Annotated in this window: 21 protein-coding genes; 13 read left to right on the forward strand and 8 right to left on the reverse strand. The window is 71.5% G+C overall.

All coding sequences use genetic code 11. The annotated features are described in order from the left end of the window. The 4 genes from FQY64_RS12445 to FQY64_RS12460 all read left to right on the forward strand — a co-directional run. Positions 1 to 125 (forward strand): integrase core domain-containing protein (locus FQY64_RS12445; RefSeq protein ID WP_146474708.1); only part of this gene is annotated, 125 nt, incomplete at its 5' end. A gap of 72 nt (positions 126 to 197) precedes the next feature. Beyond that, positions 198 to 791, forward strand: coding sequence for an LOG family protein (locus FQY64_RS12450; RefSeq protein ID WP_146474710.1), 594 nt, complete (start codon positions 198 to 200; stop codon positions 789 to 791). A 196-nt stretch (positions 792 to 987) separates the two neighbouring features. After that, positions 988 to 1,980, forward strand: coding sequence for a YhdH/YhfP family quinone oxidoreductase (locus FQY64_RS12455; RefSeq protein ID WP_146474712.1), 993 nt, complete (start codon positions 988 to 990; stop codon positions 1,978 to 1,980). Between the two features lie 60 nt (positions 1,981 to 2,040). After that, complete coding sequence (locus FQY64_RS12460) at positions 2,041 to 2,406, forward strand: response regulator (RefSeq protein WP_146474714.1); 366 nt, start codon at positions 2,041 to 2,043, stop codon at positions 2,404 to 2,406. Positions 2,407 to 3,114: 708 nt separating this feature from the next. Here FQY64_RS12460 and FQY64_RS12465 read toward each other — a convergent pair. Continuing rightward, positions 3,115 to 3,999: a DnaJ C-terminal domain-containing protein gene (locus FQY64_RS12465; protein WP_146474716.1), complete on the reverse strand. Its 885-nt coding sequence runs from the start codon at positions 3,997 to 3,999 to the stop codon at positions 3,115 to 3,117. Between the two features lie 172 nt (positions 4,000 to 4,171). After that, positions 4,172 to 4,669, reverse strand: a complete 498-nt coding sequence (locus FQY64_RS12470) for an Hsp20/alpha crystallin family protein (protein ID WP_146474718.1) — start codon at positions 4,667 to 4,669, stop codon at positions 4,172 to 4,174. A gap of 149 nt (positions 4,670 to 4,818) precedes the next feature. On the opposite strand from FQY64_RS12470, the gene FQY64_RS12475 reads away from it, so the two are divergent. Continuing rightward, positions 4,819 to 5,298 carry a peroxiredoxin gene (locus FQY64_RS12475; protein WP_146474720.1) on the forward strand — a complete coding sequence of 160 codons (480 nt, stop codon included), beginning with the start codon at positions 4,819 to 4,821 and terminating at the stop codon, positions 5,296 to 5,298. Positions 5,299 to 5,304: 6 nt separating this feature from the next. Here FQY64_RS12475 and pbpC read toward each other — a convergent pair whose 3' ends face one another. The 6 genes from pbpC to FQY64_RS12505 form a co-directional block, all read right to left on the reverse strand. Further along, a complete protein-coding gene (gene pbpC, locus FQY64_RS12480; RefSeq protein ID WP_146474722.1) occupies positions 5,305 to 7,722 on the reverse strand; it encodes a penicillin-binding protein 1C in 2,418 nt (805 codons plus the stop codon). Between the two features lie 257 nt (positions 7,723 to 7,979). After that, positions 7,980 to 12,908 (reverse strand): alpha-2-macroglobulin family protein, encoded by a 4,929-nt coding sequence (locus FQY64_RS12485; protein ID WP_146474748.1) that lies wholly within the window; start codon positions 12,906 to 12,908, stop codon positions 7,980 to 7,982. 108 nt (positions 12,909 to 13,016) lie between these two features. Next, entirely contained in the window at positions 13,017 to 15,617 is a 2,601-nt protein-coding gene (gyrA, locus tag FQY64_RS12490; protein ID WP_146474724.1) for a DNA gyrase subunit A, read from the reverse strand. A 204-nt stretch (positions 15,618 to 15,821) separates the two neighbouring features. Further along, positions 15,822 to 16,067 (reverse strand): DUF6587 family protein, encoded by a 246-nt coding sequence (locus tag FQY64_RS12495; protein WP_146474726.1) that lies wholly within the window; start codon positions 16,065 to 16,067, stop codon positions 15,822 to 15,824. Beyond that, entirely contained in the window at positions 16,064 to 17,932 is a 1,869-nt protein-coding gene (gene feoB, locus FQY64_RS12500) for a ferrous iron transport protein B (protein ID WP_146474728.1), read from the reverse strand. The genes FQY64_RS12495 and feoB overlap by 4 nt, the downstream gene beginning before the upstream one ends. Continuing rightward, the gene (locus FQY64_RS12505; RefSeq protein ID WP_146474730.1) at positions 17,929 to 18,180 is read right to left on the reverse strand and encodes a FeoA family protein; all 252 of its coding nucleotides are present in this window, start codon (positions 18,178 to 18,180) and stop codon (positions 17,929 to 17,931) included. Before FQY64_RS12505 ends, feoB begins: the two co-directional genes overlap by 4 nt. Positions 18,181 to 18,307: 127 nt before the next feature. Here FQY64_RS12505 and FQY64_RS12510 point away from each other — a divergent pair, with 127 nt between their 5' ends. The 8 genes from FQY64_RS12510 (at position 18,308) to FQY64_RS12545 (ending at position 26,065) form a co-directional block, all read left to right on the forward strand. Next, complete coding sequence (locus FQY64_RS12510) at positions 18,308 to 19,093, forward strand: enoyl-CoA hydratase-related protein (protein WP_146474732.1); 786 nt, start codon at positions 18,308 to 18,310, stop codon at positions 19,091 to 19,093. Positions 19,094 to 19,131: 38 nt separating this feature from the next. Beyond that, positions 19,132 to 19,758 (forward strand): endonuclease domain-containing protein, encoded by a 627-nt coding sequence (locus FQY64_RS12515; RefSeq protein ID WP_146474734.1) that lies wholly within the window; start codon positions 19,132 to 19,134, stop codon positions 19,756 to 19,758. After that, positions 19,740 to 21,734: an acetyl-CoA carboxylase biotin carboxylase subunit gene (locus tag FQY64_RS12520; protein ID WP_146474736.1), complete on the forward strand. Its 1,995-nt coding sequence runs from the start codon at positions 19,740 to 19,742 to the stop codon at positions 21,732 to 21,734. The genes FQY64_RS12515 and FQY64_RS12520 overlap by 19 nt, the downstream gene beginning before the upstream one ends. Beyond that, positions 21,731 to 22,321 carry a hypothetical protein gene (locus tag FQY64_RS12525; protein WP_146474738.1) on the forward strand — a complete coding sequence of 197 codons (591 nt, stop codon included), beginning with the start codon at positions 21,731 to 21,733 and terminating at the stop codon, positions 22,319 to 22,321. The genes FQY64_RS12520 and FQY64_RS12525 overlap by 4 nt, the downstream gene beginning before the upstream one ends. Continuing rightward, positions 22,318 to 23,208 (forward strand): hydroxymethylglutaryl-CoA lyase, encoded by an 891-nt coding sequence (locus FQY64_RS12530; RefSeq protein ID WP_146474740.1) that lies wholly within the window; start codon positions 22,318 to 22,320, stop codon positions 23,206 to 23,208. The genes FQY64_RS12525 and FQY64_RS12530 overlap by 4 nt, the downstream gene beginning before the upstream one ends. Then, positions 23,205 to 24,698: a putative bifunctional diguanylate cyclase/phosphodiesterase gene (locus tag FQY64_RS12535; RefSeq protein ID WP_146474742.1), complete on the forward strand. Its 1,494-nt coding sequence runs from the start codon at positions 23,205 to 23,207 to the stop codon at positions 24,696 to 24,698. The genes FQY64_RS12530 and FQY64_RS12535 overlap by 4 nt, the downstream gene beginning before the upstream one ends. Beyond that, positions 24,695 to 25,180: a GNAT family N-acetyltransferase gene (locus tag FQY64_RS12540; RefSeq protein WP_146474744.1), complete on the forward strand. Its 486-nt coding sequence runs from the start codon at positions 24,695 to 24,697 to the stop codon at positions 25,178 to 25,180. The genes FQY64_RS12535 and FQY64_RS12540 overlap by 4 nt, the downstream gene beginning before the upstream one ends. A 114-nt stretch (positions 25,181 to 25,294) precedes the next feature. After that, a complete protein-coding gene (locus FQY64_RS12545; protein ID WP_146474746.1) occupies positions 25,295 to 26,065 on the forward strand; it encodes an SDR family NAD(P)-dependent oxidoreductase in 771 nt (256 codons plus the stop codon). Positions 26,066 to 26,233: the final 168 nt, after the last annotated feature.

Consider the following 26,233-nt stretch of genomic DNA (forward strand, 5'->3'; position numbering starts at 1 on the left):
GCGAGGCGCTGCAGGACTGGCTGCATCACTACAACTGTCACCGCCCACACAGCGCACTCGGCGGTCAGCCACCCATCACCCGCTTGGCGCTCCGCCGAAACAACCTATTGAAGCTTCACAGCTAGCGCCAGCGCCACCCGAGGGGGCGGGACGTGCTTCCGTACCGATTCCCGATTCCCCATTCCCGATTCCCACTCATGAAGAGCCTCTGCCTCTATTGCGGCTCGAACGCCGGCGCCAGACCGATCTACGCCGAGCGCGCCGCCGAGTTCGCGCGGCGCGTCGCGCGCGAGGGGCTGACCCTCGTCTACGGCGGCGGCAACGTCGGGCTCATGGGCGTGATCGCCGACGCCGCGCTCGAGGCCGGCGGTGAGGTGATCGGCGTGATCCCCGAGCATCTGATGCGCTGGGAAGTCGCGCACCGCGGCGTGACGCGGCTGGAGGTGGTCGGTTCGATGCACGAGCGCAAGGCGCGGATGTTCGACCTCGCCGACGGCTTTGTCGCCCTGCCCGGCGGCTTCGGCACGCTCGACGAGATGTTCGAGATGCTGACCTGGCGCCAGCTCGGCCTCGGCGACAAGCCCTGCGCCTTCCTCGACGTGGATGGCTTCTTCGCGCCGCTGATGCAGATGCTCGACCGCATGGTCGCCGAACGCTTCCTGCACCCCGAGCAGCGCCACGACCTCTGGTACGGCGAAAACCACGACGCCCTGCTCGCCTGGATGCGCGCTTACCGCCCGGCGCAGAGCTCGAAGTGGATGGACGAGAAGCGGCGCGGGGATCTGCGCTGACAGCGCCGAAAACGACGGCCGAATAGGTCACTCGAGGCTACGTCGGCTTGCGTCACCAATGGGTCCCGGCTTTCGCCGGGATGACGAGGCAACACCCGTCGCCCCGGCGGAGCGCCGTCGCGGGCAGCCTCGGCGACGCGGTGCCTGGGGCCGCGCACGCTATCCTTGCGCGCCGACTCCACCCTCGCGCGCACTCATGGCCCTTCCGACTTCGTTCCGCGCCTTCCGCATCCGCAACGACGCCGCCGGCTACCGCAGCGGCATCGAGACGCTGACGATCGACGATCTGGCGCCGGGCGAACTGGTGATCCGGACCGCGTACTCGTCGGTGAACTACAAGGACGCGCTGGCCGGTACCGGCAAGGGCAAGATCCTGCGCACGTTCCCGCTGGTGGGCGGCATCGATGCCGCCGGACACGTGGTCGCCTCGCGCGATCCGCGTTTCCGCGAGGGCGACGCGGTGCTCGTCACCGGCTGCGGGCTGTCGGAAACGCGCGACGGCGGCTATTCGGAGTACGCGCGGCTGGAAGCGGGCTGGGCGGTGCCGTTGCCCGCCGGACTGACCCTGCGCGAGAGCATGATTCTCGGCACCGCCGGCTTCACCGCCGCGCTGGCGCTGTTCCGGATGATCGAGAACCGGCAGACGCCGTCGATGGGCCCGCTGGTGGTGACCGGCGCGACCGGCGGCGTGGGCTCGCTCGCGATCGACATCTTCACCCGCGCGGGTTTCGAGGTGCACGCGGTCAGCGGCAAGGCCGACCAGGCCGGCTGGCTGCGCGCGCTGGGCGCGCGCGAGGTGCTGCCGCGCGATGCGCTGGCGACGACGCGCGCGCTGGAATCGGCACGCTTCGGCGGCGGTCTGGACAACGTCGGCGGGACGATGCTCGCCAGCCTGCTCGCGCAGACGGTCCCCTACGGCAACGTCGCGACCGCGGGGCTTGCGGCCACGCACGAGCTTGCGACCACGGTGATGCCGTTCATCATCCGCGGCGTGTCGCTGCTGGGCGTGGCCTCCGCCGGAACCGCGCGCGACATCCGCCTCGCGCTGTGGGAGCGCCTGGCCGGCGAATGGAAGCCGGCGCATCTGGAGACGATCTGCACGCACGAGGTGGATCTGGACGGTCTGCCCGCCGTGTTCGCCCGCATGCTGGCCGGCGGATCGCACGGGCGGACGCTGGTGCGGCTGTGACGCTTGCGGCGCTCGCGCGGCAGGCGTGAAAATGCGGGCAATCCGTTGGGGGGTCGGACCATGGCGCGCATCCTGATCGTCGACGATTCGCCGTCCCAGCTGATGGGGATCCGCCGCATCGTCGAGAAGCTCGGCCACGAGGCCATCACCGCGGAGGACGGCGCGGCCGGGGTGGAGGTCGCCAAGCGCGAGCTGCCGGACCTGATCCTCATGGACGTGGTGATGCCGAACCTCAACGGCTTCCAGGCCACGCGCTCGCTGACGCGCGACGAGAGCACCAAGCACATTCCGATCGTGCTGGTCACCACCAAGGACCAGGACACCGACCGCGTGTGGGGCATGCGCCAGGGGGCCCGCGCCTATCTCACCAAGCCGTTCTCCGAAGCGGAGCTGGCCGGCCTGATCGGGCAGATGCTGCCGGGTTGACGGGCTCGGGTGGTCCGGCCGTAAGGCGGGTCTCGACCCGTCGTTCCCGATCGTCGCCGTGATGGCGGGTCAAGACCCGCCCTACCGCACTGTAGGTTGGGCTGAGCGCAGCGAAGCCCAACATCGTGCCGCGGCATTCGGCCCAGCCATGGATGGTCTTGACCCGCCGTTATTCGATCTTCGTGGTCGCGGACAGAGCCGCTCCCACAGCGCCAACGGGACGTAGGGCGGGTCTCGACCCGCCGTTCCCGATCGTCGCCGTGGTGGCGGGTCAAGACCCGCCCTACATCACTGTAGATTGGGCTGAACGCAACGAAGCCCAACATCGTGCCGCGGCACGCATTCGGCCCAACCATGGATGGCCTTGACCCGCCGTTATTCGATCTTCGTGGTCGCGGACAGAGCCGCTCCCACAGCGCCAACGAGGACATAGGGCGGGTCTCGACCCGCGGTTCCCGATCGTCGCCGTGATGGCGGGTCAAGACCCGCCCTACCGCACCGTAGGTTGGGCTGAGCGCAGCGAAGCCCAACATCGCGCCGTGGCACGTTGGGCTTCGCCTTCGGCTCAGCCCACCCTCCGCATTCGGCCCAGCGGCAGATGGGTCTCGACCCGCGGTTCCCGATCGTCGCCGTGATGGCGGGTCAAGACCCGCCCTACCGCACCGTAGGTTGGGCTGAGCGCAGCGAAGCCCAACATCGCGGCGCCCGTCAGCTCCGCCGCCAGTCGCTGCCGAAGGCGTCGCGCAGGGCCTCGTAGGCCTTCTGCTGCGCGTCGCTGCGAGGACGCGGCGCGAGCACCTCCAGTTCGACGATCTGGTCGCCCGGCGTGCCGCCGTGGCCGGCCGGCAGGCCGCGGCCGCGCAGGCGCAGCTTGCGCCCGGCCTCCGACCCGGGCGGGATGCGCAGCTCGACCGGGCCGCCCAGCGTGGGCACCGTCACCGACGCGCCCAGCGCCGCCTCCCACGGCGCGACCGGCAGCACGTGGACGACGTCGCGGCCTTCGACGTCGAACTGCGGATGCGCGGCGTATTCGATCTCGAGGATGAGGTCGCCCTGCGCGCCCTGCCCGGCCAGCCGGATCTTCTGCCCGGGTCGGATGCCCTTCGGCACCTTGACGTCGAGCGCGCGGCCGTCGATCTGGATGCGCACGTTGCGGCCCTCGTAGACCGCCTCCAGCGGCACCGCCAGTTTGGCGCGGGTATCGCCGCGCGGCGTGGCGGTCCGCGCCCCGGCGCGGGCGCGGCCGAACAGGCTCTCGAAGAAGTCGCTGAAGCCACCGCCGGCGCCGCCGCCGGCGAAGATCTCCTCGAAGTCGAAGCCGCCCGCGCCGAAGCCGTTGTCGAAGCCGCCGGGATGGATGTCGTCGCCCGGGCGGTAGCCTCGCGCGCGCAACTGGTCGTAGGCCGCACGCTTCTGCGGATCGCGCAGCGCCTCGTAGGCCTCGTTGACCGCCTTGAACTTCTCCTCCGCGTCCGGCTCCTTGCTCACGTCGGGGTGGTACCTGCGCGCGAGCCTGCGGTAGGCCGCCTTGATCTCGGCCTCATTGGCGTTCGGTTCGACACCAAGCGTCTGGTAGTAGTCCTTGAACTGCATTCGCGTCGCTCCGAATACGCGGCCCGCGGGCCGCACGGCGTGTCGGTCGGCGGACCGCCCGCACGGCTGCGCCGCCACCGGAAACGCGCTGGCCCGCGACGGGCGCCGCGGGCCAGCAGCTTACCGGTTCGGCGTGGACGTTCGCGCGCGAACGTCCGGCCGCTGGGTCGGATCAGGCGTTGCCGCCGTTGCCCTTCTCCAGGCGACGGTCGCCTTGTGTGCGGCCGACCTGGATGCGGCGCGGCGTGGTTTCCGGCCGCTTCGGGATGACGATCTCCAGCACGCCGTTGTGCCCGCGCGCCTCGATGCCGTCCGGGTTGGCGCTATCCGGCAGCGCGAAGCGACGGTGGAAGACGCCGTAGCGGCGCTCGATGCGGGAGAACCGCTCGTTCTCGGTGCGCACCTCGCTGCGGCGCTCGCCCTTGATGCTCAGAATGCCCTTGTCCATCGAGACTTCGATCTCGTCCGGATCGACGCCGGGCAGATCGGCGTACAGGACGAAACGGTCGGGCTCTTCCTTCACGTCGACGTGCGGGACCCACTGCGCGGTGACCAGCGAGGATTCGTCGCCGGATTCGAGCGGGTTCTCGAACAGGCGGTCGAACATCTGCTTGATCTCCTGCTGGAGCAGGTTGGAACCGGCCCAGGGGCTGTAACGGGTCATGTTCATCGGCTACCTCCTCTGCGTGATACTGCGGTCGCGGTAGCGGCGGACCTGCCGCCTTCTGCCGGCCGATGTAGGAATCGCAGTCCATATTTCAAGGGCCGTTGGCGCCGTCGCCCGCTACCATTCACCTTCCCCTACGCTGAGGAACCGTCATGCCCATCCAGGTCGGCGAGCGTCTGCCCGAAGTCGTGCTGCAGTGGATCCGCGGCGGCGTCGAGAAGATCGACACGCGCACGTTGTTCGACGGCCGCAAGGTCGTGCTGTTCGCGGTGCCGGGCGCGTTCACGCCCACCTGCTCGGAGAAGCACCTGCCGGGCTACGTGCAGCATTTCGAGGAGTTCCGCCGCCGCGGCATCGACGTGGCGTGCATGGCGGTGAACGACCCGTTCGTGATGCAGGCCTGGGCCGAGTCGCAGAGCGTGCCGGACGGCCTGATGATGCTCGCCGACGGCAATGCCGAGTTCACCCGCGCGCTGGGCCTGGAGCTCGACGCCAGCGCCTACGGCATGGGCACCCGCGCCCGCCGCTTCGCGATGTACGTGGAGGATGGCGTGGTGCGCGAGCTGCAGGTGGAGGCGCCCGGCGAATACCGGGTCTCCTCGGCGGAAGCGATGCTCGAACGGCTGGGCTGAACGCAGCTAGCGGGCCGGCGGTTCGAGTACCGTGAACCGCACCCGGGCCCACGCGCCGGTATCGGCGAGCGCGGTCAGCACGTGCGGGCCGGGCTCGTCGAAGACGCGGGCGACGGGCGCCTCGCCGTCCGATTCGGCGATGAGGCGTCCGTCGAGCAGCCAGCGCACCCGCGCCGAGGCGCCGAGCGCGCGCAGTTCCAGCCGGACCCCGTGCCGGCTGCCGGGCGCGGCGGCCAGCGTCGCCCCCTCGTGCACGCCCTCGATGCGCAGTTCCCCGGCCGATTCGCGGCCGTCCGGCGCGCAGTCCGGCGCCAGCGGCGGCAGCCGCGCCGCCTGCCTTTGCGCCGCGCTCAGCCAAGGCGAGGCCAGCGCCGGCCAGCGGGCGACCTGGCGGGTCGCGCGCGCATGCGCGGCGCCGCAGTCGGCCGACAGCCGCAGGCCACTGCGGGCATCCACCTCGAACGTCTCGATGCCGGCATTCCAGAGCCGGGCATCGCGCTCGGCGAAGGTCGGCGGCACCACGCCCTCGAGCGTCCACGCCCGCCGGCGCTGCGCGCACAGCGTCGGCGCCTGCTCGGCGGCCGCGGTGCCGAGCGGCCAGCAGATCTCGACCTCGGCGACGCCGCGCGGCGGTGGCGGCGAGGCCTCCGCGCGCACGCGCGGCAGGCTGTCGATCACCTCGAACAGCAGCGGCAGCGCGGTGACCGCGCCGTACTGGCCCGGCAGCGGCGTGCCGTCCGGACGGCCGACCCAGACCCCGACCGTGTAGCGGCGCGTACTGCCGAGCGCCCAGGCGTCGCGGAAGCCGTAGCTGGTGCCGGTCTTCCAGGCCACGCGCGCGCGGCCGCGCGGGTCGAGCGCGTCGGTGTCGCCGGGGCGCGGATGCGCCTCCAGCACGCTGCGCACGATCCACGCGGCGCCTTCCGACATCAGCCGCCGGTCCACCCGCGGCTCGTCCGGCCGGTAGCGCACGCGACCGGCGACGCCGCCGCGGTTGAGCGCGGCATAGGCGCCGACCAGATCCTCCAGCCGCGCGCCGGTGCCGCCGAGGATCATCGACAGGTTCGGCGCCGCGCCGCGCGGCCAGCGCAGGCGGATGCCGGCGTGGGCGAGGCGGGCGTCGAACCGTGCGGGCCCCACCCGATCGAGCAGGTCCACCGCCGGCACGTTGAGCGACAGCCGCAAGGCCTCGGCCGCGCTCACCGGGCCGTTGAACGCCATGTCGAAGTTGCCGGGCCGGTAATCGCCGAACGATTGCGGCGCGTCGATCAGAAGACTTTCGGAGTGGATCAGACCATCGTCGAGCGCGAGCGCGTACAGGAACGGCTTGAGCGTCGAACCCGGCGAGCGCCATGCGCGCACCATGTCGACATGGCCCAGCCGCGCGGCGTCGGCGAATTCCACCGAGCCCACGTACGCGCGCGCCTCCAGCGTGGCGTTGTCGACCACCAGCAGCGCCGCCGAAGTGCGCTCGGGGAGATCGGAAAAATAGGCCGCGACGCGCTGTTCGAGCGTGCGTTGCAGGTCCAGATCGATCGTGGTCGCGATGCGCGCGGCACGCGGGTCGTCATGGCGCAGCCGCTGCGCCAGCAACGCGGCATGCATCGGCGGCTGCAGCGCGCGCGCCACCACCGGCTCGATGCGGGCGTCGGCGACGTCCGCCTTCGACCACACGCCGAGCGCCTCCATGCGCGTGAGCACCTTGTCGCGCGCGCGGCGGGCCGTCTGCGGATGCCGGTCGGGGCGCAGCCGGCTCGGGGCCTGCGGCAGCACCGCCAGCAGCGCCGCTTCCGCATGCGACAGGCGGGCGGACGGCTTGCCGAGGTAGGCCCAGCTCGCCGCCTCCACGCCTTCGATGGTGCCGCCGAACGGCGCGTGGTTGAGGTAGAGCGTGAGGATCTCGCGCTTGTCCAGATGCGCTTCGAGCTGCAGCGCGCGCAGCACCTGTTTGAGCTTGCCCCACGGCGTGCGCGAATGCGGGTCGAGGATGCGCGCGACCTGCATCGTCAGCGTCGAGCCGCCGGACACCACGCGTCCACCGCGCAGCATCTGCCACGCCGCGCGCGCCATCGCCGCGGGATTCACGCCCGGATGCTTCCAGAACCAGCGGTCTTCGTAGTTCAGCAGCGCCTGGCGGTACAGCGGCGAGACGTCGTCGATGCCGACGCGATAACGCCAGAGGCCGCCGCGGTCGGGGAACGCACGCAGCGGCACGCCTTCGCGCGAGAGCACCACCGCGCCCGCATCGCGCGCATCGGGCAGCGGCACCGGAAAGGCGAGATCGAGCAGCATCGCCAGCGTGAGCGCGAGCAGCACCGCCAGCAGCGCCTTGAGCGCGCGGCGCCGGCGCCGGTTGGGGGGCGTCAGGTGCTTCGGCTGCAGGGTGGCGCCAAGGGACACGGATCGATCACCTATCGCGCGCATCTGATGTCACTCCCGCAGGCGGAAATCCATGGCCTTTCTTGCACGTGGCCGGACCTCCATGGATCCCCGCTTTCGCGGGATGACGGGTAATCGAGGCGGCGGACGCGCACACGCCAGGCCGGGCCGTGAACGACCGCTTCCCGCACGTCGGCCGGAAGGGCCGTCCGCCGGTCGCCGGAACGACGAGCGAAGCGAGCGCCGACCGCGACCCGCACCAGAAGCCCTCGCCCGATCCGCGTTCATCCGCGGCCGACACCTCACCTCCCCGGCTGCGTCACGGTGATCGTGGCGGGCGACGCCTTGCCGACGCCGCGCAGCTCCGGCCGGTACATGTCCTCCACCAGCGACGGCGGCACCGTGTAGGTGCCCGGCGTGACCGCGCGCACCAGATAGAACACCTTCGCGGTGTTGCTCGCCGAGAGCTTCAGCGCGGCGACGTAGCGGTCGTCGCGGAACTCCTCGTGGCGCAGCTCGGCGGCGCTTTCGCGCTCGCTCAGTTCGATGCCGTCGATCACCACCCCCGCCCACTGTTTCGCATCGCCGAGGTTGAAGTTCTCGATCTCCAGACCCGCCGGCAGCAGGTCGGTCAGCAGCGCGTCGGGCATGTCCCGGTGCGAGGTGATCGCCACCGCGACGATCAGCGCGTCGCCTTCCGCCAGGCGGCCGCCGGTCCACTCCTTGCCGTCGGTCGTATGGAAGGTGCGCTCGATGCCGACCAGGCTGGCGTCCGGCTCCGGCGCGCTGCGCGGCACGCCGGCGATCTCGAAGCTCGCGTACAGCGGCGTCGGCCCTTGCGGGCTGAAACTCACGCCCCGCTTCAGCGCCTCGTGATCGAACAGACGGCCGACGTACTTCGCCGGCCCCGCTTCGCTCACCGCATCGCCCACGCGCCACTGGCCGGACAGCGTCTTCGTCTGGTCGGCCATCAGCGCCTTGCCCAGCCGCACCAGCGCCACCTGTTCCTGCGTGCTCAGCCACAGCCAGCCGCTGCGGCGGCGCGCGTCGAGCTCGCGGCTCAGCGGCAGCAGGCGCGCGTTCGCCGCCGGGGTGCGCAGGTCGTGCAGATGCACCAGCGCGATCATCAGCGCGTCGTCGCGGATGCGCGAGCCGTAGTCGGCCAGGTACAGCGGCCGCGCCTCGACATCGCGCGCGAAGCCTTCGGCGATCGCCTTGCGTCCGCGCGCCTTGTCGCCCTGCAGGCTCAGCGCCAGGCCGAGGTGCACCAGCGGCAGCCCGGTCAGGCTGTGCTTGCGGTCGTTGTCGTACAGCGCGCGCAGGGTGCCCAGCGGCGCGCGGTTGACGCGCGCCAGCACGTAGCCGGCATGCGCCTGGTAGGCGAACTTGAGGTGCTCGCGGCGGTCGTAACCGTAGAAGCCGTTGCCGCCGGACAGCAGGTCCTCGTTGAGCGCTTTGAGCGCCTTCTGCAGCAGCGTCTCGGGCACCGCGAAGCCGGCTTGGCGCGCGTCCAGCAGGAACTCCACGATGTACGGGGTCAGCGCCGGATTGACGTAATCGTCGTCGCCCCACATCGAGAAATGCCCGGAGCCGATCTGCATGCCGGCCAGGCGGGTGAACGCGCCTTCCAGCCGCACGCGGCGCGTCTTCGCGTCCAGCCCCTGCGCGCCGAGCATGCGCGCGGTCGCCTCGTCCAGCAGCAGCGCGGCGTAGCCCTTGCTGGTGGTCTGCTCGGCGCAGCCGTAGGGGTATTCGAGCGCGCCCTTGAGCGCGGTGGCGAACGGGATCGGCGGCAGCGGGCTGATCGCCAGCCGCGCGCTCACCGATTCCGGCATCAGGCCCTCGGCGAACTCCTCGCCCATCCGGACCGGCGCGAGCGCATCCAGCACCTGCGAGCGCGAGCGCACCACCGCCGGCCACGCCGGCCGCACCGGCAGGTCGTGACGGCGATCGACCTTGAAGCCGCTGCCCTCGACGCGGATACGGACCTGCGCGGTGCCGTAGCCCTCGCGCGCGGTCAGCGGGAAGGTGAGGGTGGCCTTCTGCTCGCGCGCCAGGGTGAGGCTGCGCGTGCCTTCACCGACCGACAGCGGCCCGATGCCTTCCACGCGCACCGCGAACGTGCCCGGCTTGCCGGTGAAGTTCTGCACGTCCAGCGTCACGTTGGAGCGGTCGCCCGGCGCCAGCACGCGCGGCAGGCTGGCCTCGGCGAGCAGCGGCGCGCGCACCACGGTCTCCTTCGCCTTGCTGCCGTAGCGGCCGCCGGCGAACACCAGCGCCGACACGCGCAGGGTGCCGTTGAAGTCCGGCACGCGCAGGCGGATGCGGGCGACGCCCTTCGCGTCCAGCTTCACCGGCCCGGTGAACAGATCGACCGTCTGCACCCGCGAAGTCGGCCGCCTCGCCTGCGGCAACGGCTGCAGCGCCATGTCGCCGCCGAAACGGATGCGCGCCACGCCGCCGTCGAAACTTTCGATCACGCGGCCGTAGATGTCGTAGGCGTCCACGCCGAGCCGCCGCTGCGCGAAGAAATGGCCGGCCGCGTCCGGCACCGGGAAGCGGGTGATGTTGAGGATGCCGACGTCCACGGCCGAGACGGTGACGTAGGCCTCCTGCCCGGCCAGCGCGGGCGCGGCGACGGTGATCGGCATCTCGCGCTCGGGCCGCATCTGCGGCGGCACCGACAGGCCCACGGCGACCGTGCGCTCGCGCCGGTCCATCGGCACGTGCGCCACGCCGACCGCGCGCGCCGGGGTGATCTTGCTCGTCGCGCTGCCGCCGCGGAACACCAGCGCGGTGACGTACACGTCGTGCCGTTCCCAGTCCTTCGTCACCGGGATCTCGAAGGTGCTGCCGGGCTTGACGTCGATGGATTGCACGTACAGCAGGCGGTCGCTTTCGACCATCAGCACGCCCTTGCCCGGGTGCGGCGGCGTGACCGCGACCTTGAGCGTGTCGCCGGCGCGGTAGCCGGTCCTGTCGAGCGCGAGCTTGACCTTGTCCGGGCGCGCGTCGAGGCCGCGGTTCTGGTCGTCCCAGCTCCAGCCGGCGCGGAACGGATAGCGCGTGGTCAGGCGCGTGGCCGGGTCGTACACGTCGAGCCGGTACTCGCCCCACTCGACCGGGAAATGCAGTCTGACCGGCGCGCTGCCGACGTCGACCACGCGCGTCTCGATGTTCTCGAAGCGGCGCGTGAACGCGTAGTCCCAGCCGCCGTCTTCCTGGTACGTCCAGTGATAGTCGCGGTGCTCGCGGATCAGGCTGACGCGCAGCCCCTTGCCCGCGCGCGGCGCGCCGTCCTGCCCGTAGCGGGCGATCTGGAAGCCGGCCTCGGCGTTGGCGTCGCTGCCTTCGGCGTCGTCGAACAACGGGCGCACGCCGACCAGCGTGTCCACCGGCCACAGCACGCGCTTGAGGCCGCGGTTGACGCTGCGGCCGCCGGTTTCGTACACGCTGCCGGTCAGGATGGCGGCGATCGGGGTGACCGGGCGCGCTTCCTTCGGCAGCGGGATGTCCTGCCGCAGGACGCCGTCCGCATCGAGCGCCGTGTCGATCACGTCCTGCGCCTCTTTGGGCAGCGTCAGCGTCGGGTCGCCGAAGAACCAGCCCGGCAGCGCCTCCAGCGGGTGCTGTTCGACGGCCACCGCGAGCTTGGCGGTGAACCGGTTGCCGGCCGCGGGCGCGCCGTACAGGTAGTCGGCCTCGGCCACCAGCCGCAGCGGCTCGCCGGGACGCAGCGTCTTCTGCGCATCGAGCTCGAGCTTCAGCCGTTCCGGCAGGAACTCCTCGATCCGCAGGGCCATGCCCTGCACCGCGTCCTTGCTGCCCGGATCGGTGCGGAACTCCACCCGCCAGCGGCCGGTGGGCGCTTCGGCCGGGATCGCCTGTTCGTGCCGCACGTAGCCCTGCGCATCCGGCTGCAGGCGCGTCTCGATCAGCGCCTTGCCGTCCGGCTGCACGTAGCGCACGAACACCGGCTGCAGCGGCTTGCCCTTGGCGTCGATCGGGCGGCCGTCGTGATCGCGCAGCAGCGCGGAGATGCGCACTGTCTCGCCGGGTCGGTAGAGATCGCGGCCGGACCAGGCGAACACGTCGAACCACGCCTGCTCGCGGCCGGCGACCGCGAACTCGGACAGATCGAGCGCCGGCTGGTTGAACGGCAACATCGACACGTCCTCGCCGCGCCGCGCGATCAGCAGATGGCCGGCATCCAGCCGGTAGTTCAGCAGCGCATTGCCGTTGCGGTCGGTGGTGCCCTTCAGCACCGGCTCGCCCTTGGCATCGAGGACGCGCAGCTCGACCGCGCTCACCGGGGCGCCGGTTTCGAGCGAGGCGGTATGCACGAACACGCGGTCGCGGTAGGCGCGCACGTGCAGGCCGAGGTCGCTGACGGTGAAGAACGCGGTCTCGAACTGGTCCTTGAACTCGCCGGCTTTCTTCATCACCGCGAAGTACAGGCCCGGCTCCTGCAGTTCCTCGATGTCCTGGATCGGCAGGTAGGTGAGCACGCGTTCGTTCGGCTTGCCGCCGAGCACGAAACGGTTGACGTACACCGGTTCGGCCAGTTGCGCGATCGGGGTGCTGTCGCCGTATTCGCTGCCCAGTTCCCAGCTTCCGCGCCGGCCGCCGCGCTGGTAGTCGGCGAAGAACTTGGGCAGCGACTTCTCGTGCACGCGCAGGAACTCGACATCGACCTCCGGCACGTTGATCGACACCACCGGCAGGCCGCGGCCCTCGCGCGCCGGCAGCACGCTGCCCTGCGAGGCGAAGCCGACCGCGGGTTCGAGCGGGCCGGTGTAGACCGCGCGGCGCAGCTCGCGTCCCAGCCGTGCGCCGTCCGCCGCGGTGAGCCCCGCGCGCAGCACGACGACGTATTCCTTGCTGGGTTCGACGTGCGGAAAGCGCAGGATCTTCGCGTCCTCGTCCAGCACCCAGCCGCCCTTCACCGGCGCGCCCTTGGCGTCCGTCACCGCGAGCAGGGCGTCGAAGTCCTGCGTGCCGACCAGCGGCCGGCTGAACTCCAGCGCGATCGCCAGCGTCTCCTGCTTCTGGTCGGGATAGGCGCCGACGAGCGCGAAGCCCTCGATCTGCGCGCGGCGCGCCTGGATCTTCTCGCCTCCGGGTTCGGGAAGCTGGCCGTCGGTGTCGCGGCGGCATCCGGCCGCGAGCGCGACCAGCAGCGCCAGCGCGAGCAGCATCCCTGCGCGCCAGCGGCGCGCGCCCCCTTCCATCCTGGACATGGCGACTGTCTCCTCTCCCCGGTTTTCGCGGCAGTGTATACGCGGCCGGAAACAGCGACGCCGCCCGAAGGCGGCGTCGCGGGGGTCCGATGCCGGCGGTTAAGCGACCGGCTGCTCGCCGGTTTCGGGCGCGGCCAGCGGGCCGGGCAGCTCGGCCGCGGCTTCCTCGTCGAGCGAGGCGTCCACGCGCTCCACCGCCTGAAGGCACTCGCCCTCGGCCAGCCGCATCAGGGTGACGCCCTGGGTGTTGCGCCCGACCTGCGAGATCTCCGAGGCCCGCGTGCGCACCAAGGTGCCGCGGTCGGAGATCAGCAGCACCTCGTGGTGGTCCGACAGCTGGATCGCGCCCACCAGCCTGCCGTTGCGCGCGGTCGTCTGCAGTGCGATCACGCCCTGCGTGCCGCGGCCCTTGCGCGGGTACTCGGACACGGGCGTGCGCTTGCCGTAACCGCGTTCGCTGGCGGTGAGGATGTCGCCCTCGCCGTCGACCACGATCAGGCTGACCACCGCCTCGCCTTCGGCCAGCTTCATGCCGCGCACGCCGGTGGCGGTGCGGCCCATCGCGCGCACCTCGCTCTCGTCGAAGCGCACCGCCTTGCCGTTGCTGGCGAACAGCATGATGTCGCGCGCGCCGTCGGTCAGCGCCACGTCCACCAGCGCGTCGCCCTCCTCCAGCGAGATCGCGATCTTGCCGCGCTGCAGGCGGAACGCGAATTCGGTGAGCGGCGTCTTCTTGACCGTGCCGTTGCGGGTCGCGAAGAACACGTAGCGGCCTTCGGCGTACTCGCGCACCGGCAGCACCGCCTGCACCTGTTCGCCGGCTTCGAGCGGGATCCAGTTGATGATCGGCCGGCCGCGCGCGTTCGGGCCGGCTTCCGGCAGCAGGTGCACCGGCAGCCAGAACACGCGCCCGGTGCTGGTGAAGGTCAGCAGCGTGTCGTGCGTGTTCACCAGCCACAGGCGGTCGATGAAATCCTCTTCCTTGGTCACCGCCGCCGCACGGCCGCGACCGCCGCGGCGCTGCGCGCGGTACGCGGTGACCGGCTGGCGCTTGGCGTAGCCGGCGTGGGAGAGCGTCACCACCACGTCCTCCGGCGCGATCAGGTCGAGGATGTCGAGATCCTCCTCGCTCTCGCGGATCTCGCTGCGGCGGGCGTCGCCGAACTCTTCCTTGAGGTTCAGCAGCTCGGTGCGGATCACCTCGCGCAGGCGGTCGGGGTTCTCGAGGATCTCGATCAGGCCGCGGATGGTCTCCAGCAGGCCCTTGTACTCGTCGGTCAGCTTGTCCTGCTCCAGCCCCGTCAGGCGGTGCAGGCGCATCTCGAGGATCTGCTGCGCCTGCGTCTCGCTGAGCTGGTAGCGGCCCTCGACCAGGCCGATGCTGTCCGGCAGGTCCTCCGGACGCGAGGCCTCGGCGCCGGCGGCGGCCAGCAGCGTCGACACCAGTCCCGGCTCCCAGGTGCGCGCCAGCATGCGCTCGCGCGCCTCGTGCGGCGTCGCCGAGCTCTTGATCAGCTCGATCATCTCGTCGATGTTGGCGAGCGCGACCGTGAGACCTTCGAGGATGTGGGCGCGATCGCGCGCCTTGCGCAGCTCGAAGATGGTGCGGCGGGTGACCACCTCGCGCCGGTGGCGGACGAAGGCCTCCAGCATCTGCTTGAGGTTCAGCACCTGCGGGCGGCCGTCCACCAGCGCCACCATGTTGACGCCGAACACCGACTCCATCTGCGTCTGCTGATAGAGGTTGTTCAGCACCACATCGGCGGATTCGCCGCGCTTGACCTCGATGTAGATGCGCATGCCGTCCTTGTCGGACTCGTCGCGCAGCTCGCTGATCCCCTCGATCTTCTTTTCCTTGACCAGCTCGGCGATCTTCTCGATCAGCCGCGCCTTGTTGACCATGTAGGGGATCTCGGTGACGACGATCGCCTCGCGGCCGGTCGCATCGTTCACCTCGATGGTCGCGCGCGCGCGCATGCGCACGCGGCCGCGGCCGGTGCGGTAAGCGGCGACGATGCCGGCGGTGCCGTTGATGATGCCGGCGGTGGGGAAATCCGGGCCGGGGATGTAGTGCATCAGCCCGTCGACGTCGATCGACGGATCGTCGATCAGCGCGATCAGCGCATCCACCACTTCCGACAGGTTGTGCGGCGGGATGTTGGTGGCCATGCCGACCGCGATGCCGGCCGAGCCGTTGACCAGCAGATTGGGCACCCGCGTCGGCAGGACGGTCGGTTCGAGTTCCTTCTCGTCGTAGTTCGGCTGGAAGTCGACCGTGTCCTTGTCGATGTCGGCGAGCAGCTCGTGGCTCAACCGCGACATGCGCGCCTCGGTGTAGCGCATGGCCGCGGCGTTGTCGCCGTCGATCGAGCCGAAGTTGCCCTGCCCGTCCACCAGCAGATAGCGCAGCGAGAACGGCTGCGCCATGCGCACCAGGGTGTCGTACACCGCGGAATCGCCGTGCGGGTGGTACTTACCGATCACGTCACCGACGATGCGCGCCGACTTGTAGTACGGCTTGTTGCTGTGCGCGCCGAGCTCGTTCATCGCGTACAGCACGCGGCGGTGCACCGGCTTGAGGCCGTCGCGCACGTCCGGAAGCGCGCGGCCGACGATCACGCTCATCGCGTAATCGAGGTAGCTGCGGCGCATCTCGTCTTCGAGGTTGACGGGGATGATTTCCTTGGCGAGGTCGGCCATCAGGATTCCGTTGGAAAGGGCGTCGCGCGGGGAGGCCCGCGGCCTGCGGATAGGCGGATTTCGCTCGTCCGGGCGGCACGGCGCACACGTGCGCGCGCGCTCCGGAGAAGACGTCGAATGCTAGCACGCCCGGGCCTGCCGAGGCCCGGTTTTCGCGCTGGAAACAAGCACTTGGACGGCGCGTCGCGGCGCTGCCGGATGCGCTCAGCGGGCGTCGGGCGCGCAGCCCGTGCAGCCGCCGCAGCCGCCCGCCTCGGCGCGCGCCGGTGGGGCGATGCGGCGGCCCAGACGCTTCATCCAGCCGGCGTGCTGCTCGCGCAGCAGCCACAGCGCCACGCGGCCGCGCCCGCGGCGCACCGCCTGCGGCCATTGCCGGCGCACGACGTAGGCCGTCGCCCACGCCACCGCGAGCGCGATCACGAGGTACTGCAGCAGCAGCGAGGCGCTCATGTCAGCCGGCTGGCGATCTGGTAGGTGAGGAACGAGGCGAAGTACGCCAGCGCGAACAGGTAGCCGGCGGCGATGCCGACCTGCTTCCACGAATGGGTCTCGCGGCGGATGGTCGCCAGCGTGGAGATGCACTGCGGCGCGTAGATGTACCAGACCAGCAGCGACAGCGCGGTGGCGAGCGACCAGGTGTCGCTGATGATCGGGCTGAGCGCCTGCGCGGCGGCTTCCTCGTCGGGCGCGGACAGCGCGTAGATGGTGGCCAGCGAGGACACCGCGACCTCGCGCGCGGCCAGCCCGGGCACGAGCGCGATCGAGATCTGCCAGTTGAAGCCGATCGGGGCGAACACCGCAGCCAGCACATGGCCGAGCCGGCCGGCCAGGCTGTAGTCGATCGCCGCGCCGGTGTAGCCTTCCGGCGGCTGCGGGAAGTTGAGCAGGAACCAGAGCAGGATCGTGAGCGCCAGGATGATGCCGCCGACCCGGCGCAGGAAGATCCACGCGCGCTCCCACAGCCCGAACAGCAGGTCGCGCGGGTGCGGCAGCCGGTACGAGGGCAGCTCGAGCAGCAGCGCGTGCTCGCCCTTGTCGCGGCGCCACTTCTTCATCACCCACGCCACCAGCAGCGCGCTGACGATGCCGGCGGCGTACAAGGCGAACAGCACCAGCCCCTGCAGATTCAGCCCGCCCCACACCTCGCGGCGCGGAATGAACGCGCCGATCAGCAGCGCGTACACCGGCAGCCGCGCCGAGCAGGTCATCAGCGGCGCGACCAGAATGGTGGCGAGACGGTCGCGCGGATCCTGGATCGTGCGCGTGGCCATGATTCCGGGAATCGCGCAGGCGAAGCTCGACAGCAGCGGGATGAACGAACGGCCCGAGAGCCCGGCCGAGGCCATCATCCGGTCGAGCAGGAACGCCGCCCGCGGCAGGTAGCCGGACTCCTCCAGCGCGAGGATGAAGGCGAACAGGATCAGGATCTGCGGCAGGAACACCACCACGCTGCCGACGCCGGCGATGATGCCGTCCACCAGCAGGCTGGCGAGCGGCCCCTCCGGCAGCAGGGCGGAGGCGCGCTCGCCCAGCCAGGCGGTGCCGGCGTCGATGGCGTCGGTCAGCGGCGTCGCCCAGGCGTAGACCGCCTGGAAGATGAGGAACATCACCACCGCGAGCGACAGCAGTCCGAGCACCGGGTGCAGCAGCCAGCGGTCGAGCGCGTCGTCGATCTCGGCGGTGCGCCGGGGCACCGCGACGGCGCGCGCCAGCAGCCGGCGCGTCTCCGCATGCAGCGCTTCCGGATCGTGGGCGGCGCCCTCGGGCAGGCGCACGCGCGGCGGATGCGGACGCGCGGTCACTTCGTCCAGCGTGGCGACCAGTTCGCGCGCGCCGTGGCGCTGCACCGCCACGGTGGGCACCACCGGCACTCCCAGCTCCTCGGAGAGCGCGTCCAGATCGATGCGGATCCCGCGCCTACGCGCGGCGTCCATCATGTTCACCGCCAGCACCATCGGCCGCCCCAGCTCGCGCACTTCCAGCGCGAAGCGCAGGTGCAGGCGCAGATTGGTGGCATCGACCACGCAGACGATCACGTCCGGCGCCGGCTCGCCCGGATAGAAGCCGCGGCAGAGGTCGCGCGTCACCGCCTCGTCGAGGCTGGCGGCGTGGAAGCTGTAGGCGCCCGGCAGATCGAGCACGGCGTAGCGGCGGCCGGAGGGCGCGACGAAACGGCCTTCCTTGCGCTCGACGGTGACGCCGGCGTAGTTGGCGACCTTCTGCCGGCTGCCGGTCAGCCGGTTGAACAGTGCGGTCTTGCCGCAGTTGGGGCTGCCGACCAGGGCGAGACGGACGGCGGGCGCGGCGGCGTTCATGCGGTCGCCTCCGCCTCGACGGTCACCCGCACCCGCGCCGCCTCGGCGCGGCGCAGCGCGAAGCGGGTGAAGCCGATCTGCACCAGCAGCGGCTCGGCGCCGATCGGACCGGCGGCGAGCACCTCGACCTGCTCGCCGGCGACGAACCCCAGCTCGCGCAGGCGGCGGGCGATCGCATCGTTCGGCGCGGCATCCTCGACCGCCTGGACCGTAGCGGCGGTGCGACGGGGCAGGTCTGACAGCTTCACGGCTCTCTCCGGCACGGGATGGCGCCAGCAAAATAGGAATCGTTCTCGATTGTAGCACCCGCTGCGCGCCGGCCCGACAGGCGCTGCCGCTATGATGCGAGCCCCTTCGTTCAGCCACCCGCCTGCGATGCCGTCCCCGCTGCTGACCCTGCACGAAGGCGCCGTCGCGCGCCTGCGACTCAACCGGCCCGAGCTGCACAACGCGTTCGACGCCGGCCTGATCGCCGCGCTGACGGCGGCGCTGGAGGAGGTCGGCGCGGACCCCGCCGTGCGCGCGGTGGTGCTGGAAGGCGAAGGCCCGTCGTTCTCCGCCGGCGCCGACCTCAACTGGATGCGCGGCATGGCCACCGCCAGCGAGGCCGAGAACCGCGAGGACGCGCTCGCCCTCGCCCGCCTGATGCGCACGCTGGACGAGCTGCCGAAGCCGACCATCGCCCGCGTGCACGGCGCCGCGTTCGGCGGCGGCGTCGGCCTGGTGGCCTGCTGCGACATCGCGCTCGGCGCGGCGGAGGCGAAGTTCGGCCTGACCGAGAGCAAGCTGGGCCTGCTGCCGGCGGTCATCTCCCCCTACGTGATCGCCGCCATCGGCGCGCGCCAGGCGCGGCGCTGGTTCGCCACCGCGGAGATCTTCGACGCCGCCACCGCCTGCCGGATCGGTCTGCTGCACGAGGTGGTGCCGGCCGACCAGCTCGACGTCGCCGTGCAGCGCCAGCTCGACCTGCTGCTGAAGGCCGGCCCGATCGCCGCCGCGCAGGCCAAGGCGCTCGTGCGGCGGGTGGCCGCCGAGCACGACCGCGACCGGCTCGATGCCGACAACGCCGCCCTGATCGCCGCGCTGCGCGTTTCCGCGGAGGGCCAGGAAGGGCTCGGCGCGTTCCTCGAGAAGCGCAAGCCGGCGTGGGTCCAGGGGTGATCGGCGCAGCGCCGTTTCCGAGGCAAGGAGCCATCGACATGCAAGGACAGACCAACCGCGCGATCCTCGGCCGCCGGCTGCAGCGCCGCTTGCGCCACGCCATGACCGATGCCGAACGGCGGCTGTGGTCCGCGCTGCGCGGACGCCGACTGGACGGCTGCAAGTTCCGCCGGCAACACCCCTATTTCGATTACGTGCTGGATTTCGTGTGTCTGGAACGACGGCTCGTCGTCGAAGTCGGCGGCGGACAGCACAACGGCTCTGCGGCCGATCTCGAGCGCGACGCGTTCCTCGTCCGCGGCGGCTTCGAAGTGCTGCGGTTCTGGAACCATGAGGTTCTGCAACATCTGCCCGAAGTCGCCGATCGGATCCTTGCCGCGCTGATCCGGCGGCGCCCACACCATCCCCTCCCCAACCCTCCCCTTGAAGGGGAGGGAGAAAAGCACGCGCCCACGCATCAAGACGCCGACGACGACATGAAGCCCTCCCCTTCAAGGGGAGGGTTGGGTGGGGATGGTGTTCCGACGCCCTCCCCGCGCGCCAACCACCGCCCCCCGCAGCCCAACGCCCGCGACGAGACAACGCCCTCCCCTTCAAGGGGAGGGTTGGGTGGGGATGGTGTTCCGCCATGCCACAGGAAACCCCCATGTTCGACAAGATCCTGATCGCCAACCGCGGCGAGATCGCCTGCCGCGTGATCCGCACCTGCCGCAGGCTCGGCATCCGCACCGTCGCGGTGTATTCCGATGCCGACGCCGACGCGCAGCACGTGCGGCAGGCCGACGAGGCGTGGCACATCGGCGGCGCGCGGCCGCAGGAGAGCTACCTGCGCGGCGGGGCGATCATCGAGGCGGCCCGCGCCAGCGGCGCGCAGGCGATCCACCCGGGCTACGGCTTCCTCAGCGAGAACGCCGACTTCGCCGAGGCGGTGGAGGCCGCGGGGCTGGTGTTCATCGGCCCCAAGGCGGCGTCGATGCGCAAGATGGGCAGCAAGGCCGGCGCCAAGCAGCTCATGCAGGCCGCCGGCGTGCCGGTGGTGCCCGGCTACACCGGCGAGGACCAGTCGCCCGAACGCCTGCAGCGCGAAGCCGATGCGATCGGCTATCCGCTGATGATCAAGGCCGCGCATGGCGGCGGCGGCAAGGGCATGCGCATCGTGCGCTCCTCCGCCGAGTTCATGGCGAACCTGGAGAGCTGCCAGCGCGAGGCCGCCGGTGCGTTCGGCCGCGACCGCGTGCTGCTGGAGCGCTACGTCGAACGCCCGCGCCACATCGAGATCCAGGTGTTCGGCGACAGCCACGGTCACGTCATCCACCTCAACGAGCGCGAATGTTCCGCGCAGCGCCGCTACCAGAAGGTGCTGGAGGAATCGCCCTCGCCGTTCCTGACGCCCGAGCTGCGCGCCGCGATGGGCGAGGCCGCGGTCACCGCCGCGCGCGCGATCGACTACGTCAACGCCGGCACGGTGGAGTTCATCGTCGGCCAGGACGGCGCGTTCTACTTCATGGAGATCAACACCCGCCTGCAGGTCGAACACCCGGTGACCGAGCTGGTCACCGGACTGGACCTGGTCGAATGGCAACTGCGCGTGGCCGCCGGCGAAGCGCTGCCGTTGACGCAGACGCAGATTCCGCAGCGCGGCCACGCCATCGAGGTGCGGCTGTACGCCGAGGATCCGGAGGCCGGTTTCCTGCCCGGCTCCGGCCGGCTCGAGCGCCTGCGCCTGCCCGCGCCCTCCGCGCACGTACGGATCGACAGCGGCGTGGTCGAGGGCGACACGGTGACGATCTTCTACGATCCGATGATCGCCAAGCTGATCGTGCACGATGCCGACCGCCCGCGCGCGCTGGCGCGGCTGCGCGAGGCGCTGGCGGAGTGCGACATCGTCGGGCCGAAATCGAACGTCGAGTTCCTGGAGCGGCTGGCGCGTCACCCGGCCGTGGTCGACGCCACCATCGACACCGGCTACCTCGACCGCCATCTCGACGAGTTCGCCGCCAGTGCCGCTGCGCCCGACGACGAGCGGCTGGTCGCCGCGGCGGTGGCGTACTGGCTGCACGAAGAAGCGTCCACCCGCGCCTGCGCACGGGCTTCGGCCGACCCGACCTCACCGTGGGCGATCGCCGACGGCTGGCGCCTGGGCCACGGCGGTCGGCGCAGCCTCGCCCTGCTCCACCGCGGCGAGCGCATCGAGCTGCACGCGCACGGCAGCGGCGGCGAGTACCGCGTCGAACACGCCGGCCGCATCGTCGAGGTGCATGGCGCGCGCCTGCGCGACGGCACGCTCAGCCTGCGCCTGGACGGCCACGCCCGCAGCCTGCGCGCCACGCTCGACGGCACGCGCCTGACCGTGCACGACGGCAGTGCGCGGCTGCGGCTGGAAGTGGTGCCGATGTACCAGCCGCGCACGCAGGGCGGCGCCTCCCAGGACAACCGCGTGCTGGCGCCGATGCCCGGCCGCGTCGTGCTGGTGCGCGCCGCCGAGAACGAACAGGTGGCCGCCGGCCAGGAAGTGCTGGTGATCGAAGCGATGAAGATGGAGCTGAGCCTCAAGGCGCCCCGCGCCGGCCGCATCGCCGAGATCCGCGCGCGCCCCGGCGATTTCGTCGAGGCCGACGCCGTGCTGGCCGTGCTGGAATGAAGCGCGCCACGGCGGTGCTGCTCGTCCTGCTGCCCGCCGGCTGCGTGACGGTCTCGCCGCTGCCGGCGCCGCTGGAGTGCGACACCCGGCTGGCGGGCGTGTGGACGCTGCCGCCCGGCGCGACGCGCGGCGACCTCATGGGCCCCGGCGATCGCATCGAGGTCGATGCCGAATGCGTCGCCCGTCTGCATCGCGCCGACCGACCGGTCGTCACGTTCGCGCTACGCAGCTTCCGCGCGGACGGGCGCCATCTGCTCGTCTTCGACGAGCCCACGATGTCCGCCCTCTTCGAGACGCCGCGGCATCCGGGCGACGAGCCGCTACGGGCGGACCGCGGCGCGCTGCTCGCCTACCGCCTCGACAGCGACCGCTTCGATGCCGTCGCCGCCGATCCCGACTACGCCTGGTCCCGCATCCGCACCGGTGCCTGGCCCGGCCGCCGCGAGGGCGATTACACCGTCCATCTGGAAGGCCCGGCCGAGGCCGTGCAGGCCGCCCTGCGCGATCCGCGCCTGTTCCCTTCCGGCGACGTCCCCGAAGACCACCGCCTGCGTCTGCGGCGTGTGGCATCCTTGCGGTCGCCATGAACGAGTTCGTCCGCATCGTCGAAGTCGGTCCGCGCGACGGTCTGCAGAACGAGAAGACGTTCGTGCCGACCGCGGACAAGATCGCGCTGATCGATCGCCTCTCGGGCACCGGCCTGCGCGCGATCGAGGCGACCAGCTTCGTCAGTCCGAAGTGGGTGCCGCAGCTCGCCGATGCGGCCGAGGTCTACGCCGGCATCGCGCGCAGGCCCGGCGTGGCCTATCCGGTGCTGGTGCCGAACGAACAGGGCTACGAGCGCGCCCGCGCGGTCGGCGTGGAGGAGATCGCGGTGTTCACCGCGGCGTCCGAGGCGTTCAACCGGAAGAACATCAACGCCGGCATCGACGAATCCCTCGCCCGCTTCGCGCCGGTGATGGCGCGCGCGAAGCAGGACGGCGTGCGCGTGCGCGGCTACGTCTCGACGGTGCTCGGCTGCCCGTACCAGGGCGCGGTGCCGCTCGACGACGTGGTGCGGGTGGCGCGCGCGCTGTTCGGGATGGGCTGCTATGAGGTCTCGCTCGGCGACACCATCGGCGTCGGCACGCCGGCGAAAGCGCGCGCGATGCTGAAGGCGGTCGCGCAGGCGGTGCCGATGCGCGCGCTGGCGGTGCATTTCCACGACACCTACGGCCAGGCGCTCGCCAACATCCTCGCCTGTCTGGAGGAAGGCGTGCGCGTGGTCGATGCCTCGGTGTCCGGCGCCGGCGGCTGTCCGTACGCGCGCGGCGCCTCGGGCAACGTCGCCACCGAGGATGTGGTCTACATGCTGCATGGCCTCGGTCTGGAGACCGGGGTGGATCTGCCCGCGCTCGCCGAAACCGGGCGCTGGCTTGCCGGGATACTGGGCCGCGAGACCGGCAGCAAGGTCGGCAGGGCGCTCGCCGCATGAACCCGTCTCCGCCCGGCAATCCATCGAGGGCGGACAAAGCGGCGGACGCGCGCGCCGGAGGGGAGTCCGACCGCCTCGACGAGGCGCTGCGCGAGCTCGCCGCCGCGCTGGCCGATGCCGCCCTGCCCGAGCACGTGCGGCGCGCGCTCGAGAACGCCCGGCAGGCGCTGGCGCGGGCGGCCGGCGCAATCGACCGCCTGCGGGCGCTCGCCCACGGCGACGCGCTGACCGGCCTGCCCAACCGGAACGCGCTGCACGACGCGCTGGCGGCGATGCTCGCCGAACCCGCGGCGCAGGCGGCCGTCCTCTACATCGATCTCGACCGCTTCCGCCGCGTCAACGACGCGCTCGGGCACGAAGGCGGCGACCGCCTGCTCGCCGCCGCCGCCGACCGCCTGCGCGGCGCGGTCGGCGATGCGGCGCTGATCGGGCGCCAGGGCGGCGACGAGTTCCTGCTCCTCTGCCGCCGCGACGACGACCCCGACCGCCCGCAACGCCTCGCGCGCGCCGTGCAGGCGGCCTTCGCCGAGCCGTTCCATCTCGAAGGCGAGGCGTTCGTGGTGGCGCCCAGCATCGGTATCGCGCTGGCGCCGGAGCACGGCCGCGATGCCGCGACGCTGATCCGCCACGCCGATCTGGCGATGTACGAAAGCAAGCGCGCGGGCCACCGGCGCGACTGGCATCTGTTCGAGGCCGCGCTCGGCGAACGCCACCGCGCGCGCCTGCGGCTGGAATCGGAGCTGCGGCGCGCGATCGACAAGGGCGAGTTCCGCCTCGTCTACCAGCCGCAGATCGCGCTCGCGAGCGGGCGACTGGTCGGCGCGGAGGCGCTGATCCGCTGGCGCAATCCCGCGCTCGGCGAGATGCGGCCGGACCGCTTCATCGACCATCTCGAACGCGCCGACGTGATGGCCGGACTCGGCCGCTGGGTGCTGGGCGAAGCCTGCCGGCAGGTCCGCGCCTGGCGCGAGCGGGGTCTGACGCTGCCGCGGATCGCGGTCAACGTGTCCTCGCGGCAGCTTCTGGGCGACGATCTGGTGCGCCACGTGCGCGCCGCGCTCGCCGAAAGCGGGCTCGACGGCGACGTGCTGGAGCTGGAGCTCACCGAGCACGCGCTGGTCGAGGATCTGCCCGACACCGAGACCGCCTTCGCGGCGCTGCGGGCGCTGGGCGTGACGCTGACCATCGACGATTTCGGCGAAGGCTACAGCGCGCTGGAATACCTGCGCCGGCTGCCGATCCACGGCCTGAAGCTCAGCAAGCTGTTCGTGCAGGGCGTGCCCGCCGCCGCCTCCGACGTCGCCATCTGCCGCGCGGTGTACGGCATCGCGCATCATCTCGGTCTGGACCTCGTCGCCGAGGGCATCGAGCAGCGCAGTCAACTGGAATTCCTGCGCGAGCTCGGCATCCGGCGCGGCCAGGGATTCCTGTTCGCCGCCGGCCTGTCCGGCGACGATTTCCTCGACTACGCCCGCCGCCTGCCCGCATGAGCCTTTTCGCCATCCGCCCGATCGCCCCCGCCGACGATGCCGACGTCGCCCGCATCATCCGCACCGTCATGCCCGAGTTCGGCGCCGTCGGCGAGGGCTTCGCGATCAACGATCCGGAAGTGGACTGGATGTACCGCGCATATTCGGCCCCGCGCAGCGCGTACTTCGTGGTGGAGGTGGGCGGCCGCGTCGTGGGCGGCGGCGGCGTCGCGCCGCTGGAAGGCGGCGATGCCGATACCTGCGAGCTGCGCAAGATGTACTTCCTGCCCGACGCGCGCGGCCTCGGTGCGGGCCGAGCGCTGATCGACCGCTGCCTCGACGCGGCGCGGGCGTTCGGCTTCAAGCGCTGCTACCTGGAGACGCTGTGCGGCATGGACGCGGCGATCCGCCTCTACGAACGCACCGGCTTCCGGCGCCTGCCCGGTCCGCTCGGCAATACCGGCCACGGCGGCTGCAACACCTTCTACGCGCTCGACCTGTAGAAGCGGCTTCGGCCGCGACCGGCATCGCCGCGCGCCACCTCCCGCCCCACCGCCGCGGCCGCGACCGGCGGTGCCGTAGAATGCGCGGCTTTCCGGATCCGCTGGAGCCTCCCCATGCAACTCGACTCCGTCCGCGCCGTCGTCACCGGCGGCGTTTCCGGCCTCGGGCTGGCGGTCGCGCGCCATCTGGTGCGGGCCGGCGGCAAGGTGGCGCTGTTCGACCTCAACGACGAGAAGGGCGCCGCCGTGGTCGCCGAGCTGGGCGAGGCGAACGCGCGCTACTGGCGCACCGACGTCGGCGACGAGGACGCGGTCGCGGCCCACGTCGCCCAGGCGCGGGCGTTCATGGGCGGGCTCAACGCGGTGGTGAACTGCGCCGGCATCCTCGGCGCCGGCCGCGTGCTCGGCAAGGAAGGCCCGATGCCGCTGGCGCACTTCCGCACCACGGTGATGGTCAACCTGGTCGGCAGCTTCAACGTCGCCAAGGCCGCCGCGGCGCTGATGCAGCACAACGCGCCGGGCGAGGACGGCGAGCGTGGCGTGATCGTCAACACCGCCTCGGTCGCCGCCTTCGAAGGCCAGATCGGCCAGGCCGCGTATTCGGCCTCCAAGGGCGGCGTGGTCGGCATGACCCTGCCGATGGCGCGCGAACTGGCGCGTTTCGGCATCCGCGTGATGACGGTGGCGCCGGGCATCTTCTGGACGCCGATGGTGGACGGCATGCCCGAGTCGGTGCAGCAGTCGCTGGCGGCCTCGATCCCGTTCCCCTCGCGCCTGGGCAAGCCGGAGGAATTCGCCGACCTGGTCGGCTACATCCTGCGCAACACCTACCTCAACGGCGAGACGATCCGCCTCGACGGCGCGACGCGGTTGGCACCCAAGTAGTCGGAAATCGGGAATCGGGAATGGGGAATCGTCTCCGACTCCCGACTCCCGACTCCCGACTCCCGACTCCCGACTCCCGACTCCCGACTCCCGACTCCCGACTCCCGACTCCCGACTCCCGACTCCCGACTCCCGACTCCCGACTCCCGACTCCCGACTCCCGACTCC

The sequence above is a fragment of the Vulcaniibacterium thermophilum genome, from assembly GCF_007923255.1.
Taxonomy (GTDB): domain Bacteria; phylum Pseudomonadota; class Gammaproteobacteria; order Xanthomonadales; family Xanthomonadaceae; genus Lysobacter_F; species Lysobacter_F thermophilum.

Excerpts from the sequence above, each read along its gene's own strand:
- FQY64_RS12450 (WP_146474710.1), top strand. The coding sequence starts at position 198 with ATGAAGAGCCTCTGCCTCTATTGCGGCTCGAACGCCGGCGCCAGACCG.
- FQY64_RS12455 (WP_146474712.1), top strand. The coding sequence starts at position 988 with ATGGCCCTTCCGACTTCGTTCCGCGCCTTCCGCATCCGCAACGACGCC.
- FQY64_RS12460 (WP_146474714.1), top strand. The coding sequence starts at position 2,041 with ATGGCGCGCATCCTGATCGTCGACGATTCGCCGTCCCAGCTGATGGGG.
- FQY64_RS12465 (WP_146474716.1), bottom strand. The coding sequence starts at position 3,999 with ATGCAGTTCAAGGACTACTACCAGACGCTTGGTGTCGAACCGAACGCC.
- FQY64_RS12470 (WP_146474718.1), bottom strand. The coding sequence starts at position 4,669 with ATGAACATGACCCGTTACAGCCCCTGGGCCGGTTCCAACCTGCTCCAG.
- FQY64_RS12475 (WP_146474720.1), top strand. The coding sequence starts at position 4,819 with ATGCCCATCCAGGTCGGCGAGCGTCTGCCCGAAGTCGTGCTGCAGTGG.
- pbpC (WP_146474722.1), bottom strand. The coding sequence starts at position 7,722 with ATGCGCGCGATAGGTGATCGATCCGTGTCCCTTGGCGCCACCCTGCAG.
- FQY64_RS12485 (WP_146474748.1), bottom strand. The coding sequence starts at position 12,908 with ATGGAAGGGGGCGCGCGCCGCTGGCGCGCAGGGATGCTGCTCGCGCTG.
- gyrA (WP_146474724.1), bottom strand. The coding sequence starts at position 15,617 with ATGGCCGACCTCGCCAAGGAAATCATCCCCGTCAACCTCGAAGACGAG.
- FQY64_RS12495 (WP_146474726.1), bottom strand. The coding sequence starts at position 16,067 with ATGAGCGCCTCGCTGCTGCTGCAGTACCTCGTGATCGCGCTCGCGGTG.
- feoB (WP_146474728.1), bottom strand. The coding sequence starts at position 17,932 with ATGAACGCCGCCGCGCCCGCCGTCCGTCTCGCCCTGGTCGGCAGCCCC.
- FQY64_RS12510 (WP_146474732.1), top strand. The coding sequence starts at position 18,308 with ATGCCGTCCCCGCTGCTGACCCTGCACGAAGGCGCCGTCGCGCGCCTG.
- FQY64_RS12515 (WP_146474734.1), top strand. The coding sequence starts at position 19,132 with ATGCAAGGACAGACCAACCGCGCGATCCTCGGCCGCCGGCTGCAGCGC.
- FQY64_RS12520 (WP_146474736.1), top strand. The coding sequence starts at position 19,740 with ATGTTCGACAAGATCCTGATCGCCAACCGCGGCGAGATCGCCTGCCGC.
- FQY64_RS12525 (WP_146474738.1), top strand. The coding sequence starts at position 21,731 with ATGAAGCGCGCCACGGCGGTGCTGCTCGTCCTGCTGCCCGCCGGCTGC.
- FQY64_RS12530 (WP_146474740.1), top strand. The coding sequence starts at position 22,318 with ATGAACGAGTTCGTCCGCATCGTCGAAGTCGGTCCGCGCGACGGTCTG.
- FQY64_RS12535 (WP_146474742.1), top strand. The coding sequence starts at position 23,205 with ATGAACCCGTCTCCGCCCGGCAATCCATCGAGGGCGGACAAAGCGGCG.
- FQY64_RS12540 (WP_146474744.1), top strand. The coding sequence starts at position 24,695 with ATGAGCCTTTTCGCCATCCGCCCGATCGCCCCCGCCGACGATGCCGAC.
- FQY64_RS12545 (WP_146474746.1), top strand. The coding sequence starts at position 25,295 with ATGCAACTCGACTCCGTCCGCGCCGTCGTCACCGGCGGCGTTTCCGGC.